The following is a 15,217-nucleotide window of genomic DNA, read 5'->3' on the forward strand; positions in this document are numbered from 1 at the left end:
CTAGTAAATTCGAAGCATGGACGCTGACGCCATCGAGGAAGGCCGCCGACGCTGGCAGGCCCGTTACGACAAGGCCCGCAAGCGGGACGCCGACTTCACCACGCTCTCCGGCGACGCCGTCGAGCCGGTCTACGGGCCCCGGCCCGGCGACACCTACGAGGGGTTCGAGCGCATCGGCTGGCCCGGCGAGTACCCCTTCACCCGGGGACTCCACCCGACCGGCTACCGGGGCAGGACCTGGACCATCCGCCAGTTCGCCGGCTTCGGCAACGCCGAGCAGACCAACGAGCGCTACAAGATGATCCTGGCCGCCGGCGGCGGCGGCCTCTCCGTCGCCTTCGACATGCCCACCCTCATGGGCCGCGACTCGGACGACCCCCGCTCCCTCGGCGAGGTCGGCCACTGCGGCGTCGCCATCGACTCCGCCGCCGACATGGAGGTCCTCTTCAAGGACATCCCGCTCGGGGACGTCACCACCTCCATGACGATCTCCGGGCCCGCCGTCCCGGTCTTCTGCATGTACCTGGTCGCCGCCGAGCGCCAGGGCGTCGACCCGGGCGTCCTCAACGGCACGCTCCAGACGGACATCTTCAAGGAGTACATCGCGCAGAAGGAGTGGCTCTTCGAGCCCGAGCCCCATCTGCGCCTCATCGGCGACCTGATGGAGCACTGCGCGGCGAACATCCCCGCGTACAAGCCGCTCTCGGTCTCCGGCTACCACATCCGCGAGGCAGGCGCGACGGCCGCGCAGGAGCTGGCGTACACCCTCGCCGACGGCTTCGGCTACGTGGAGCTCGGCCTCTCCCGCGGCCTCGACGTCGACGTCTTCGCCCCCGGCCTCTCCTTCTTCTTCGACGCGCACCTCGACTTCTTCGAGGAGATCGCCAAGTTCCGCGCCGCCCGCCGGATCTGGGCCCGCTGGATGAAGGAGGTCTACGGCGCCAGGACCGACAAGGCCCAGTGGCTCCGCTTCCACACCCAGACCGCCGGTGTCTCCCTCACCGCCCAGCAGCCGTACAACAACGTCGTACGGACCGCGGTCGAGGCCCTCTCCGCCGTCCTCGGCGGCACCAACTCCCTCCACACCAACGCCCTCGACGAGACCCTCGCGCTCCCCAGCGAGCAGGCCGCCGAGATCGCGCTCCGCACCCAGCAGGTGCTGATGGAGGAGACCGGCGTCGCCAACGTCGCCGACCCGCTGGGCGGTTCCTGGTACGTCGAGCAGCTCACCGACCGCATCGAGGCCGACGCCGAGAAGATCTTCGACCAGATCAAGGAGCGCGGCCGCCGCGCCCACCCGGACGGGCAGCACCCCATCGGCCCGATCACCTCCGGCATCCTGCGCGGCATCGAGGACGGCTGGTTCACCGGCGAGATCGCCGAGTCCGCCTTCCAGTACCAGCGGTCCCTGGAGAAGGGCGACAAGCGGGTCGTCGGCGTCAACGTCCACCACGGCTCCGTCACCGGCGACCTGGAGATCCTGCGCGTCAGCCACGAGGTCGAGTGGGAGCAGGTCCGCGTCCTCGGCGAGCGCAAGGGACGCCGCGACGACGCCAAGGTCCGCGCCTCCATCGACGCGATGCTGGCCGCCGCCCGCGACGGCTCGAACATGATCGCCCCCATGCTGGAGGCCGTCCGCGCCGAGGCCACCCTCGGCGAGATCTGCGACGCCCTGCGCGACGAGTGGGGCGTCTACACGGAGCCCCCGGGCTTCTAGGCCTGCCTGACCCCGCAGACGGCAGGGGCGGTACGGGAACTCCCGTACCGCCCCTGCCGCGTCCTCCCGCTCAGCCGGCCGCCGCCGCGGCGCCCAGACCGCCCATCAGGAGCGCCGACAGGCGGCCCGCCCAGGGGCCGTCGACCGGCTCGGCGCTGACCAGTGCCCGGTGCACGACCGCGCCCGCCACGACGTCGAAGATCAGGTCGTCGGTGGCGTCCACGGCCACGGGGTCGAGGTGGTGCGGGAGTTCACCGCGCTGCTGCGCCCGCTCGCGGCCCGCCAGGACCAGCCGCTTCTGCCGGTCGACTATGGAGGCGCGGATGCGCTCGCGCAGCGGCTCGTCCCGGGTCGACTCGGCCACCACGGCCATCAGGGCGGTCTTCGTCTCGGGCCGTTCGAGGAGGGCCGCGAACTGCAGCACCACATGCTCGATGTCGGCCTGGAGGGAACCCAGGTCGGGCAGTTCGAGTTCGTCGAAGAGGACGGCGACGGCGTCCACGACGAGCTCGTTCTTGTTGGCCCAGCGGCGGTAGAGCGTCGTCTTCGCAACGCCGGCGCGGCCGGCCACGTCCCCCATCGTGAGCTTGGACCAGCCAAGCTCGACCAGGGCCGCGCGGGTGGCCTCCAGGATGGCCGTGTCGGCCTCCGTGGAGCGGGGGCGCCCGGTACGGCCGTTGCGGGGGTTCGTGCGCTTACACATGGAAAGCGACCATACCCGCCGGTAGGTATACCGCCAGAGGCCGGTGATGTGAGGCAGTTCACCGTGCGGATCCCGCTCGCGCCCTCCCGCCGGATCCTTCCGCGGAGTTACGCTACGACCTGTAGCGAAAGGCATTGAGCGGCCTGAGCGACAACCAACAGAGTGCCGGGTGGGGACCCGGCGCGGAAGACGGCACCGGGTGGGGACCCGGCGCCGCCGAAGACGAGGAACCGTGTCGTCCACGCGTCTCGCACACCGGCGGGAGATGCGCGGACGGCACGGTTCAGCCATGGCTTACCGGTTACGCGCGCGGAAGGGGGAGGATGTATCCATGCAGCCCCGAAACATGTCCATGAGCGGCGTCGTCGACCTCGCCGCGGTGAAGGCGGCCGGAGAGGCCAAGGCGAAGGCGGAGCAGGCGCGCGCCGAAGCCGCCCGGCAGGGTGGTTCCGCCGCCGTACCCCCGTCGGCCCTGGTGATCGACGTCGACGAGGCCGGCTTCGAGCGCGATGTGCTCCAGCGCTCGGCCGAGGTCCCGGTCGTCCTCGACTTCTGGGCCGAGTGGTGCGAGCCGTGCAAGCAGCTCGGCCCCCTCCTGGAGCGTCTGGCCGTCGATTACAACGGCCGCTTCCTGCTCGCGAAGATCGACGTCGACGCCAACCAGATGCTGATGCAGCAGTTCGGCATCCAGGGAATTCCGGCCGTTTTCGCGGTGGTCGCCGGTCAGGCGCTGCCGCTGTTCCAGGGTGCGGTGCCCGAGGCGCAGATCCGGGAGACCCTCGACGAGCTGATCCGGATCGGCGAGGAGCGCTTCGGTCTCACCGGCATCGTCGTGGACGCGGACGCGGACGCCGACGCCTCGGCCCCCGCCGCGCGGCCGGCCGGTCCGTACGACGCCCTCCTCGAAGCGGCCATGTCCGCGCTCGACGCGGGTGACCTCGCGGGTGCGGTCCAGGCGTACAAGAACGTGCTCGCCGACGACCCGGCCCACCCGGAGGCGAAGCTCGGCCTGGCGCAGGCCGAACTGCTCGCCCGGGTGCAGGATCTGGACCCCGGTGCCGTCCGGAAGAACGCGGCCGACAACCCGGCCGACGTGACCGCGCAGATCGCCGCCGCCGACCTCGATCTGGTGGGCGGTCATGTGCAGGACGCCTTCGGCCGTCTCGTGGAGACCGTGCGCCGCACGGCGGGCGAGGACCGGAACGCGGCGCGGCTTCGCCTCCTGGAACTGTTCGAGGTGATCGGCGCCGACGACCCGCGCGTGACGGCGGCCCGGCAGGCCCTCGCCCGGGTGCTGTTCTAGTTCCCCGGGTGGGCCGGATCGTCTGACGATTTGGCAGCAGGGTGACAAATCGCGGCCGCGCTTTACCAAAACTTGGTAATCGCGGCCGCTGTTACTTGCAGTAAATCGAACCCGGCGTTCTGTCCGCATTCATCCGATGATCTCCTGACATTCCCTGTCGCTCGAACGTACCCAGAGTGCCCGTTCGGTCCCGGCCCGCCATGGCGTGGTTATCCAGCCGTTACTAGCCAGTAACGAACCCCCTTGTGCGGGGGCCCGGAATGGACCACGATCGGCGACGCTCGGTCCGAACCGCAGCACCCCGGCAACCAACCGGGAGCGCGGCGAGGGTCCCCACCGAGTGGACCGGTGTTCCGGCACCGGTCGTGGACAGGGGGGTTCCCGCTCTCATCGGAACGGGGCCTGTCCAATCAGGTCGTGCCCCAAGGCGCGCCCATGGTTGTCGCTCGGGGGTGATCGCCGGTGATTCGGACGCGCGTCGCGCCGCCTGATGCCTCGGCGCTCTCCTTCCCGAGGACGTAGCTCTTCTCCCATCCCAGGGTGGCCCCCCGGGGTCCCTCCGGAGATGTACGTCCGAGAAGGAGGAATTCTCATGAAGTCCCAGGTTCGTGGCGGGACCAGATGGAAGCGGTTCGCCGTCGTCATGGTCCCGAGCGTGGCCGCGACGGCCGCGATCGGTGTCGGCCTCGCCCAGGGCGCGCTCGCCGCGTCCTTCAGCATCTCCGGCCAGGAATTCAAGGTTAAGGCCAACAGCCTCGTCGGTACGGACTTCGTCCAGTACGGCAGCGTGGACGCGGGCAAGGACCTCGAGGGCAAGGACTTCGCCGCCCCGGTGGCCGTGTCCGGCTTCTCCGAGGCCTGGATCACCAACATGTGCCAGTCGGTCGTCACGCCGAAGGTGCCGTTCATCGGTGACGTCACCCTCCGCCTGGAGGCCGGCACCGACGCCGTCAAGACCGGCAAGGACGAGGACAAGGTCTACGCGAAGGGCATCTACCTCGATGTCTCCGAGCTCAAGGCCGACGCCGAGTTCAGCAACATCGACATCGGCGTCGCCGCCGGTGCCCTCCCGAAGTCGCCGGGCAAGCCGGGCATCCAGCCCAACACCAAGGCCAACCCGTACGGCTTCGGCCAGCGCGCCGAGCAGGCCACGCTGAACAACGTGCAGCAGAAGGCCTGGGCCACCACGGCCGGCACCTTCAAGCTCCCCGACCTGCACCTGTCGCTGCACCGGGGCACGGACGCCGAGTGCTACTAGGACCGGCCGGTCCCTGAGGACCGTTCCGTCCGGAGGGGTGGGGCCGTCGTGTGCGGTCCCACCCGCCAGGTCCCTTCTCTTCATCTTTCTCAGCAACACCGCTTCCAGGGAGCTGTTCCATGAGCGCCGAGTACCCCGCCTCCCGCGAAGTCCCCAAAAAGGAGAACCGGTTCAAGGTCTGGCGGCAGACCCGGCCCTTCTGGGCGGGACTGCTCACCATGATCGGCGGCGTACCGATCGCCTACCTCCCGTACGGGGACATGCGGCTCGGCAACGTCACGCTCGCCATGCAGACGACCGCCGGAGCCGGAGCGCTGATCATCGGCGTCCTGCTGATCACGCTCGGACTGACGATGTGGTTCCAGCCCGTCGTCCGGGTCTTCGCGGGCATCGCGTCGATCGTCCTGGCACTCGTCTCCATCCCGGTGTCGAACTTCGGCGGCCTCGTCATCGGATTCCTGTTCGCCCTCGTAGGCGGCGGCATGTCCGCCGCCTGGGCCCCCGCGCCCCCGGTCGAGGAGACCAAGGACGCAGAGCACGACGGTTGGACGGAGGCCTCGGACGAGGCCGGAGCGGAGTCCGCGACCGAGCCCGCGACGGAGGTCGTGCCCACGGCCGCGGTCCCGGAGCAGCGCGAGGCGGAGCACCGGGCGACCGAAACGACGATCGACGCCAACGGCGGGAGGAACAGTGCGGGGTGACGAGACTCAGTCGGCGCTCGCGAAGGAGGGCCCGCGGCACGCGGCCCCGCGCAAGTCGCTGCTGAACAGGATCCAGGGCCCCGCCGGGAAGGCGATGGCGCTCGCGGCCATGCCGACCGCGGTCTTCGTGGGCATGGGCCTGACGCCCAGACTCGCCCTCGCGGACGACAAGGAGATCCCCTTCGCCCCCGGCCCCTGCGTGACGCGCTCCGACGAGCCGACGGCGGAGGCCTCGGAGACGCCGAAGACCGGCGAGAGCACCAAGCCCGCCGCCACGGTGCGGCCGACGGACACCCCCTCGGTCCCCGCCACGCCGTCCGCCACCGCGACGCCGGCCGCCACCCCGACGCCCACGGCGACCGGACAGACGGCCGCGCCGCAGACGCAGACGCAGGCCAAGAGCGCTCCCGCGCCCACGGCCAGCCCCACGCCGACGGCGTCCAAGAACCCGCTGGACCCGCTGGGCCTGGGCGACGCCCTGAAGGACCTCTTCGGAGGCACGGACAAGCCGACGGCCACGCCGACGACGGCGGCGCCGACGACGCCGGCCCCGCAGCAGACCGAGGCCCCCGACGCGACGCCGTCCACCGGAACCCCGGCCCCGACCGCCTCCGCCTCCACGAAGCCGAAGACGGCGACGGACCCGGCCACGGAGCGGACGAAGACGGCGATCGAGAAGGCCGCCGAGAAGGCCGGTGCCGCGGTCGAGGAGCTCCCGGAGAGCGCCAAGGGCCTCGACGCCAAGAAGGACACGGACATACCCGACGGGGCCAAGCCCCGCTTCCCGTGCCCCGAACTCGACGCGCAGGCGCTCGCCGACGCCGAGCTGGAGCCCGGCGTCCCGCTGCTGCCGGACGAGCCGTGGCGTCTGGAGAGCTCGCTGCTCACCCTGAACGGCCTGAAGTACCACGGCATCGTCGAGGTGAAGACCGGCAGCGGCAAGATCAAGAAGGTGCTCAAGTTCACCGCGTCCTCGGTGGACATCAAGGACCTGCACCAGCTGACGGAACACTCCGAGGGCCGCACCGGTCACGTCCGCTCCGACAGGGGATCGACCTCGACCATCCGCAACGGCACGGTGACGATGTACACGGAGGAGCTGAAGGGCAACCTCTTCGGCCTCATCCCGATCACCTTCGGCCCCGAGTCCCCGCCCCCCCTCGACGTCCCGTTCGCCTTCTTCACCAACGTGAAGCTCAAGCAGGCGGGTCAGTTCGGCGGCACCCTCAAGGTCCCGGGCCTCCGCAACACGATCGAGGCCGGCTGACCCCCGTACCACTCCGGGAGCCGCACACGACGAAGCCCCCGTCCGTACCGGACGGGGGCTTCGTCGTGCGTCAGGCGTGCTCGCCGCCGCCGAGGTGGTGGACGCGGACCATGTTGGTCGTGCCGGGGACGCCGGGGGGCGAGCCGGCGGTGATGATCATGGTGTCGCCCGCGTTGTGGCGCTGGAGCTTGAGGAGCTCGGCGTCCACGAGGTCGACCATGGCGTCCGTGTTGTCCACGAACGGGACCAGGAAGGACTCCACGCCCCAGCTCAGGGTGAGCTGGTTGCGGGTGCCCTCGTCCGTCGTGAAGGCGAGGATCGGCTGCTGCGTGCGGTAGCGGGAGAGACGGCGGGCCGTGTCGCCGGACTGCGTGAAGGCGATCAGCGCCTTGCCGTCCAGGAAGTCCGCGATCTCGCAGGCCGCGCGGGCCACCGAGCCGCCCTGGGTGCGCGGCTTCTTGCCCGGGACCAGCGGCTGGAGGCCCTTGGAGAGCAGCTCCTCCTCGGCCGCGGCGACGATCTTCGACATCGTCTTCACGGTCTCGATCGGGTACGCGCCGACCGAGGACTCGGCCGACAGCATGACCGCGTCCGCGCCGTCCAGGATCGCGTTGGCGACGTCGCTCGCCTCGGCGCGGGTCGGCCGCGAGTTGGTGATCATCGACTCCATCATCTGGGTGGCGACGATGACCGGCTTCGCGTTGCGGCGGCACATCTCCACGAGGCGCTTCTGCACCATCGGGACCTTCTCCAGCGGGTACTCCACGGCGAGGTCGCCACGGGCCACCATGACCGCGTCGAAGGCGGCGACGACATCGGCCATGTTCTCCACGGCCTGCGGCTTCTCGACCTTGGCGATGACGGGGACCCGGCGGCCCTCCTCGTCCATCACCTTGTGGACGTCCTTGACGTCGTCGGCGTCGCGGACGAAGGACAGGGCGACCATGTCGCAGCCCATCCGCAGGGCGAAGCGGAGGTCGTCGACGTCCTTCTCCGACAGGGCCGGGACGTTCACGGCCGCGCCGGGCAGGTTGATGCCCTTGTGGTCGGAGATGACACCGCCCTCGACGACGATCGTCTTGACGCGGGGCCCGTCGACCTCGACGACCCGCAGCTCGACGTTGCCGTCGTTGATGAGGACCTGGTCGCCCTTGGAGACGTCGCCGGGCAGACCCTTGTAGGTGGTGCCGCAGATCGACTTGTCGCCCGGGACGTCGTCGGTGGTGATGGTGAACTCGTCACCGCGCACCAGCTCGACCGGTCCCTCGGCGAAGGTCTCCAGACGGATCTTCGGGCCCTGGAGGTCGGCGAGGACGCCGACGGCGCGCCCGATGTCCGCGGAGACCTGCCGGAGGCGGTCGTACCGCTCCTGGTGCTCCGCCTGGGACCCGTGGCTGAAGTTGAATCGGGCCACGTTCATACCGGCCTCGATGAGAGCCTTCAGCTGCTCATACGAGTCGACGGCGGGGCCCAGCGTGCAGACGATTTTGGAACGGCGCATGAGGCGGATCCTATCGGTTTGTTTCACTGCGGAATATTCCGTCTGGCGGAAAGTACAAATGGGCGCGGGCCCGCTCAGGCGTTCACTCGTTCGAGCTCGCTTCGTCCAGAACGAGCGCGTAACTCTGCCGCGCGATCTCCAGCTCCTCGTCCGTCGGCACCACCGCGACCGCCACCCGCGCGTACACCGGCGAGATGATCCGGGCCTCGTCGGAACGCACCGCGTTGAGGTCCGCGTCCACCGCGAGCCCCAGCTCCTCCAGGCCCGCGATCGCAGCCTCCCGCACCGGCGCCGCGTTCTCGCCGACCCCCGCCGTGAACGCCACCGCGTCCACCCGGCCGAGCACCGCGTAGTACGCGCCGATGTACTTCTTCAGGCGGTGGATGTAGATGTCGAAGGCGAGCGCCGCCCGCTCGTCGCCCTCGTCGATCCGCCGGCGGATCTCCCGCATGTCGTTGTCGCCGCAGAGCCCCACCAGACCGGACTTCTTGTTCAGGAGCACGTCGATCTCGTCCGCCGACATCCCCGCCACCCGCTTGAGGTGGAAGGTCACCGCCGGATCGATGTCGCCCGAGCGGGTGCCCATGACCAGGCCCTCCAGCGGCGTCAGGCCCATCGAGGTGTCCACGCACCGGCCGCCCCGCACCGCCGAGGCCGAGGCGCCGTTGCCCAGGTGCAGCACGATCACGTTCACCTCCTCCGGCTCCTTCCCGAGCAGCCGCGCCGTCTCCCGCGAGACGTACGCGTGCGAGGTGCCGTGGAAGCCGTACCGGCGGATGCGGTGCGCGTCGGCGGTCTCCACGTCGATCGCGTACCGCGCCGCAGACTCCGGCATCGTGGTGTGGAAGGCGGTGTCGAAGACCGCCACCTGCGGCAGGTCGGGGCGCAGCGACATGGCCGTACGGATGCCGATGAGGTTCGCCGGGTTGTGCAGCGGCGCCACCGGCACCAGCCGCTCGATCTCCGCGAGCACCTCCTCGTCGATGACCGTCGGCTCGGTGAACCGGAGGCCGCCGTGCACCACCCGGTGGCCGATCGCCGCCAACTCGGGGGAGTCCAGGCCCAGACCGTCCGCCGCCAGTTCCTCGGCGACCGCCTTCAGCGCGGCCGCGTGGTCGGCGATCGGCCCGTTCTTCTCGCGCTTCCCGGCACCGCCGCCCTGGAGCGGGGTGTGCACGAGCCGGGAGGTCTCCTCGCCGATCCGCTCGACGAGCCCCTGCGCCAGGCGGCGGTCGTCCTTCATGTCGAGCAGCTGGTACTTCACCGACGAGGAGCCGGAGTTGAGGACCAGTACACGGGTGGGGGTCGTCATGCCGGAAGCTCCTGACCCTGCGAGGGGACCTGGGACTGGATCGCCGTGATGGCGACCGTGTTGACGATGTCGCTGACGAGCGCGCCGCGCGAGAGGTCGTTCACGGGCTTGCGCAGACCCTGGAGCACCGGGCCGACGGCCACGGCGCCGGCCGAACGCTGCACGGCCTTGTAGGTGTTGTTGCCGGTGTTGAGGTCCGGGAAGATCAGCACGGTCGCCTGGCCCGCCACCTCCGAACCCGGCAGCTTCGTCGCCGCGACGGAGGGCTCGACGGCCGCGTCGTACTGGATCGGGCCCTCGATCCGCAGCTCCGGACGCGCCTCGCGGACCAGCTTCGTCGCCTCCCGCACCTTGTCGACGTCGACGCCCGAGCCCGAGGTGCCCGTGGAGTACGACAGCATCGCGATCCGCGGCTCCACGCCGAAGCGGGCCGCGGTGGCCGCCGACTGGGCGGCGATGTCCGCGAGCTGCTCGGCGTCCGGGTCCGGGTTGACCGCGCAGTCGCCGTACACGAGCACCTTGTCGGCGAGGCACATGAAGAACACCGAGGAGACGATCGAGGCGTCCGGCTTCGTCTTGATGATCTCGAAGGCCGGCCGGATGGTCGCCGCCGTGGAGTGCACGGACCCCGAGACCATCCCGTCGGCCAGACCCTCCTGGACCATCAGGGTGCCGAAGTAGTTCACGTCCGAGACGACGTCGTACGCGAGCTCGACGGTGACGCCCTTGTGGGCCCGCAGCGCCGCGTACTGCTCGGCGAAGGCGTCGCGCAGCTCCGAGGTCTGCGGGTCGATCAGCTGCGTGTCGCCCAGGTTCACGCTCAGGTCGGCGGCCTTCTTGCGGATGACCTCGACGTCGCCGAGCAGCGTCAGGTCGCAGACGTCACGGCGGATCAGCACGTCGGCGGCGCGCAGCACCCGCTCCTCGGTGCCCTCGGGGAGCACCACGCGCCGCCGGTCGGCCCGCGCCTGTTCCAGCAGCTCGTGCTCGAACATCATCGGGGTGACCCGGCCGCTGCGCGCGACCGAGACCCGCTTGAGGAGGTCGGCGGTGTCCACGTGCCGCTCGAAGAGACCGAGGGCGGTCTCCGCCTTGCGCGGGGTGGCGGCGTTCAGCTTGCCTTCGAGCGCGAACAGTTCGGCGGCGGTCGGGAAGCTGTTGCCGGGCACGGAGATGACCGGGGTGCCGGGCGCGAGGCGGGCCGCCAGGGTCAGGATCTCCTCGCTGGGCCGCTCGTTCAGGGTGAGGAGCACGCCCGCGATCGGCGGGGTGCCGGCCGAGTGCGCGGCGAGCGCGCCGACCACCAGATCGGCCCGGTCCCCGGGGGTGACGACCAGACAGCCCGGGGTCAGCGCCTTCAGGAAGTTCGGCAGCATCGCGCCGCCGAAGACGAAGTCCAGCGCGTCCCGGGCGAGGCCCGCGTCGTCGCCGAGGACGACGGAGGCGCCGAGCGCGTGGGTGATCTGGGCGACGGTCGGCGCGGCGAGCGCCGGCTCGTCGGGCAGGACGTAGCAGGGCACGGGGAGCCGGGCCGCGAGCCGCTCGGCGATCGCCTCGCGGTCCTCGCCGGCCACCCGGTTGACGACCATCGCGAGGACGTCGCAGCCGAGCCCGTCGTACGCCCGGAAGGCGTTGCGCGCCTCGGCCCGTACGGACTCGGCGGGCTGGCCCTTGCCGCCGACCACGGGGATGACGGAGGCACCGAACTCGTTGGCGAGGCGCGCGTTGAGCGCGAGCTCGTCGGGGAGCTGGGTGTCGGCGAAGTCGGTGCCGAGGACGAGGACGACCTCGTAGTCGCGGGCGACGGCGTGGAAGCGGTCGACGAGCCGGGACACCAGCTCGTCGGTGCCCCGCTCGGCCTGGAGCGCGGAGGCCTCGTGGTAGTCCATGCCGTACACCGACGAGGGGTCCTGCGTGAGCCGGTAGCGGGCGCGCAGCAGGTCGAAGAGCCGGTCGGGACGGTGGTGCACGAGTGGCCGGAAGACTCCCACCCGGTCCACCTGGCGGGTGAGGAGCTCCATGACTCCCAGCTCGACGACCTGGCGGCCGTCTCCGCGGTCGATCCCGGTCACGTACACGCTGCGCGTCACGCCGTCGTCTCCTGTCCAGTCCTGCGGAAGGGGCCGAGCGGTGCCCTCGCGGCACCTTTGCGCGGCCCGTGCGTCAATCGACAGTGCTCAGAAAGCCCCGATAGGGCGGCATTACCCCCTTGACAATACCCCCGCCACTGGTTAGGTCGCCCGCCGGACGAAGGGCCTCCGAAGCCGGGACGAAAGGCCTCCCCGGGGCCGCCCGGAGGGACGCGCGGACGGGCGACGAGCGCGCCCGTCAGGCGGACCGTGTGAGAATTGCGGTGGCTCACAACGGACCGCGACCGAGCAGGAGACACAGCACGATGCGCATCGGAGTTCTCACCGCAGGCGGCGACTGCCCCGGCCTGAACGCAGTGATCCGGTCGGTCGTGCACCGGGCCGTCACCCACTACGGCGACGAGGTCATCGGCTTCGAGGACGGCTACGCGGGCCTCCTCGACGGCCGCTACCGCCCCCTCGACCTCAACGCCGTCAGCGGCATCCTCGCCCGCGGCGGCACCATCCTCGGCTCCTCCCGCCTGGAGCGCGACCGCTTCCGCGCGGCCTGCGACAACGCCAAGGAGCTCATCGAGAAGAGCGGCTTCGACGCGCTCGTCCCGATCGGCGGCGAGGGCACCCTCACCGCCGCCCGGATGCTCCACGAGGCCGGCGTGCCGGTCGTCGGCGTCCCCAAGACCATCGACAACGACATCTCCTCCACCGACCGCACCTTCGGCTTCGACACCGCGGTCGGCGTCGCCACCGAGGCCATGGACCGCCTCAAGACCACCGCCGAGTCCCACCAGCGTGTGATGGTCGTCGAGGTGATGGGCCGGCACGCCGGCTGGATCGCCCTGGAGTCCGGCATGGCCGGCGGCGCGCACGGCATCTGCCTCCCCGAGCGGCCCTTCGACCCGGCCGACCTGGTCAAGATGGTCGAGGAGCGCTTCTCCCGCGGCAAGAAGTTCGCCGTCATCTGTGTCGCCGAGGGCGCCCACCCCGCCGCCGGCACGATGGACTACGACAAGGGCGAGATCGACCAGTTCGGCCACGAGCGCTTCCAGGGCATCGGCACGGCCCTCGCGTACGAACTGGAGCGCCGCCTCGGCAAGGAGGCCCGCCCCGTCATCCTCGGCCACGTCCAGCGCGGCGGCACACCGACCGCGTACGACCGGGTGCTCGCCACCCGCTTCGGCTGGCACGCGGTGGAGGCCGTGCACCGCGGTGACTTCGGCCGGATGACGGCGCTGCGCGGCACGAACGTCGAGATGGTGCCGCTGGCGGAGGCCGTGACCCAGCTGAAGACGGTCCCGGAGGACCGCATGCGCGAGGCGGAGTCGGTGTTCTAGAGGGTTCCGGAGGGCCCGGAACGACGTGGACCCGGCCCGAACGGCCCGGTCCTCCGGCCCCTCCTCCGGCCCCTCCGCCCCGATCCCTCCCGGATCCGCTCCGGGACCCCCGCACGACCCGAGTGGCCCCGACCTCCCCCCGTGGACGGTCGGGGCCACTCCGCCGTGCCCGGCATCACCCCCGGGGAAATGCCGGATTCCACTCTTGAGCCCCGGCGCGCGATCAACAAGGCTTGGGGCCTGTCCCGGACACGTCCCAACCCTGTCCGGCCGAGGGGGGAGACGCGGATGACGCCGGGGGAGCACGCTCCTGATCCACGGGAGGCACGGAGCCCCGCCGAGTTCCTCGGGCGCCTCCAGGCCCTCAAGGACTGGTCGGGCCTGACCTACCGCGAGCTGTCGGCGCGGGCGGAGGCGAGCGGCGACGTCCTGCCCCGCTCCACCGTGGCGAACATGCTGTCCCGCCCGACCCTGCCCCGCGAGGAGCTCCTCGCCGCCTTCGCCCGCGCGTGCGGGCTCGCACCGGGCGAGGCGGAGGACTGGCGGACGGTACGGAACCAGCTCGCGGCAAGGGGGGTGTACGAGGCGGGCCCGGCGGCCACGGGCCCGGCCGCCGCCGAGGATCCCGGAGCACCGCCCACCTGGCCCGTCGCCCCCGAGGCCGCACGACCCGGCGAGCCACGGCCCGGGCCCCGGTCCCGGATACGGCGCGGACTCGTCGCGGCCGTCGCGCTCGCCGGGCTCGCGCTCGCCGGAGTCAGCGTCGTCGCCTTCCTGAAGGACGGTCACGCCGGGCACCCGCCCCGCACCCCCACCGCCCCCGCCGCCGGGGACGTCCGCATCCGGGTGACCGGCACCGACTTCTGCCTCGGCGAGCGGCGCGGCACCCGGACCGGCCAGATCCACCAGCTGCCGTGCGCCGCCGCGGGCGTCCCGGGCTACTCGCTCGCGGAGCTGGGCGGCGGCCGGTGGAGGATCGTCTCGCACCACCCCGACTTCGGCCCCGGCTGCTCCGGCATACCCTCCGGCGGCCGGATACCCGGCGCCGCGTACGAGGACTCCGAGTGCGGCGACCCGACCCGCGTCGAGTCCTTCACCCTGGAGGCGTACGGCACCCCCGTCGAGGGCTACCGGATCGTCCCGGTGGACTCGGCGACCCCCGGCAGCTGCGTCACCGTCGTCGGCGACCACTCGGCGGCCTGGTCCCGGCTCGCCCAGGCGCCGTGCGCACCGGACGCGGCGGGCCAGCTCTTCGACTTCGACCGGGACTAGTCGATCTCCACCAGACGTGCCCGGAGCGCCGTCACCACCGCCGGGTCGAGACCGACGTGCCCGGTCACGTACCCGTACACCGAGCCGTACCGCTCGCGCAGGTCCGCGAGGAACAGCCGGATGATGTCGGCGGGTGCCCGGCCGTAGCCCGGCCAGCGCGGTTCCCGGCCCGGGTGCGTGGCCTTCCAGTCGTCGACCAGACGCTCCGTGGCCAGTTCGGTCAGCGCGAAGTCCGCGAGGATCTCCTCGTCGGAGACCTCCAGGAGGCCGAGGACGACGGCCGCGAGCAGACCCGTACGGTCCTTCCCGGACGCGCAGTGGAAGACGAGCGGCTCCTCGGCGGCGGCGATCAGCTCCAGGGCCGCGCGGAGCTCCGCGGCCCCGTCCTCGGCGACCTCGGCGAAGCGGTCGGCGAGGTAGCGCCACGGGTCGAGGGCGGGGTCGATCGCCTCCTGGTCGTAGGGGCGGTGCTCGATGGAGAGGTTGTGCCAGGAGACCTCCTCGGCCTCCGGAAGGCGGCCCTTGCCGGCGATCTCCCACGGGTAGCGCAGGTCGATCACCGTGGCCACGCCCAGCGCGCGGAAGCGCTCCAGGTCGGCCGGGCCGGCGTCCGCGAGCTTGCCGAGGGAGTCGGAGCGGTAGAGGGTCTCCCACCGCACGGTCCCGCCGCCGGCGGTCCGATAGCCGCCCAGATCGCGGAAGTTGTGGAGTCGGTCGAAGGATATGTGTCGTCTCACGGCGCCAATGTACGGGGGCTTCACC

12 protein-coding genes are annotated in these 15,217 nt (G+C 71.3%); 7 read left to right on the top strand and 5 right to left on the bottom strand.

Annotated elements, in window-relative coordinates; genetic code table 11:
* The first annotated feature begins 16 nt into the window (after positions 1-16).
* Positions 17-1,717 (top strand): methylmalonyl-CoA mutase, encoded by a 1,701-nt coding sequence (locus AB5J54_RS27515; RefSeq protein ID WP_369146579.1) that lies wholly within the window; start codon positions 17-19, stop codon positions 1,715-1,717.
* A 70-nt stretch (positions 1,718-1,787) separates the two neighbouring features.
* Here AB5J54_RS27515 and AB5J54_RS27520 read toward each other — a convergent pair whose 3' ends face one another.
* Positions 1,788-2,420 carry a TetR/AcrR family transcriptional regulator gene (locus tag AB5J54_RS27520; RefSeq protein ID WP_369146580.1) on the bottom strand — a complete coding sequence of 211 codons (633 nt, stop codon included), beginning with the start codon at positions 2,418-2,420 and terminating at the stop codon, positions 1,788-1,790.
* Between the two features lie 331 nt (positions 2,421-2,751).
* Between AB5J54_RS27520 and AB5J54_RS27525 the strand changes: the two genes are divergently transcribed.
* From AB5J54_RS27525 to AB5J54_RS27540, 4 genes are all read left to right on the top strand, one after another.
* Positions 2,752-3,723 (top strand): tetratricopeptide repeat protein, encoded by a 972-nt coding sequence (locus AB5J54_RS27525; protein WP_369146581.1) that lies wholly within the window; start codon positions 2,752-2,754, stop codon positions 3,721-3,723.
* A gap of 592 nt (positions 3,724-4,315) precedes the next feature.
* Positions 4,316-4,981, top strand: a complete 666-nt coding sequence (locus AB5J54_RS27530) for a DUF6230 family protein (protein ID WP_369146582.1) — start codon at positions 4,316-4,318, stop codon at positions 4,979-4,981.
* Between the two features lie 119 nt (positions 4,982-5,100).
* Entirely contained in the window at positions 5,101-5,682 is a 582-nt protein-coding gene (locus AB5J54_RS27535; RefSeq protein ID WP_369146583.1) for a DUF6114 domain-containing protein, read from the top strand.
* Positions 5,672-6,949, top strand: coding sequence for a hypothetical protein (locus AB5J54_RS27540; protein WP_369146584.1), 1,278 nt, complete (start codon positions 5,672-5,674; stop codon positions 6,947-6,949). The genes AB5J54_RS27535 and AB5J54_RS27540 overlap by 11 nt, the downstream gene beginning before the upstream one ends.
* A gap of 70 nt (positions 6,950-7,019) precedes the next feature.
* Here the strand turns inward: AB5J54_RS27540 and pyk are convergent, their stop codons facing one another.
* The 3 genes from pyk to pta form a co-directional block, all read right to left on the bottom strand.
* On the bottom strand, positions 7,020-8,450 hold the full coding sequence (gene pyk / locus AB5J54_RS27545; protein ID WP_369146585.1) for a pyruvate kinase: 1,431 nt from the start codon (positions 8,448-8,450) through the stop codon (positions 7,020-7,022).
* Positions 8,451-8,532: 82 nt separating this feature from the next.
* Positions 8,533-9,762, bottom strand: coding sequence for an acetate kinase (locus AB5J54_RS27550; protein ID WP_369146586.1), 1,230 nt, complete (start codon positions 9,760-9,762; stop codon positions 8,533-8,535).
* Positions 9,759-11,852: a phosphate acetyltransferase gene (gene pta, locus AB5J54_RS27555; RefSeq protein ID WP_369146587.1), complete on the bottom strand. Its 2,094-nt coding sequence runs from the start codon at positions 11,850-11,852 to the stop codon at positions 9,759-9,761. The genes AB5J54_RS27550 and pta overlap by 4 nt, the downstream gene beginning before the upstream one ends.
* A 305-nt stretch (positions 11,853-12,157) precedes the next feature.
* On the opposite strand from pta, the gene AB5J54_RS27560 reads away from it, so the two are divergent.
* A complete protein-coding gene (locus tag AB5J54_RS27560) occupies positions 12,158-13,183 on the top strand; it encodes an ATP-dependent 6-phosphofructokinase (RefSeq protein WP_369146588.1) in 1,026 nt (341 codons plus the stop codon).
* Positions 13,184-13,471: 288 nt separating this feature from the next.
* A complete protein-coding gene (locus tag AB5J54_RS27565) occupies positions 13,472-14,455 on the top strand; it encodes a helix-turn-helix domain-containing protein (protein ID WP_369146589.1) in 984 nt (327 codons plus the stop codon).
* On the opposite strand, the gene AB5J54_RS27570 is transcribed toward AB5J54_RS27565, so the two are convergent.
* Complete coding sequence (locus AB5J54_RS27570) at positions 14,452-15,192, bottom strand: tyrosine-protein phosphatase (protein WP_369146590.1); 741 nt, start codon at positions 15,190-15,192, stop codon at positions 14,452-14,454. The genes AB5J54_RS27565 and AB5J54_RS27570 overlap by 4 nt on opposite strands.
* Positions 15,193-15,217: the final 25 nt, after the last annotated feature.

It is taken from the genome of Streptomyces sp. R44, assembly GCF_041053105.1.
GTDB lineage: Bacteria > Actinomycetota > Actinomycetes > Streptomycetales > Streptomycetaceae > Streptomyces.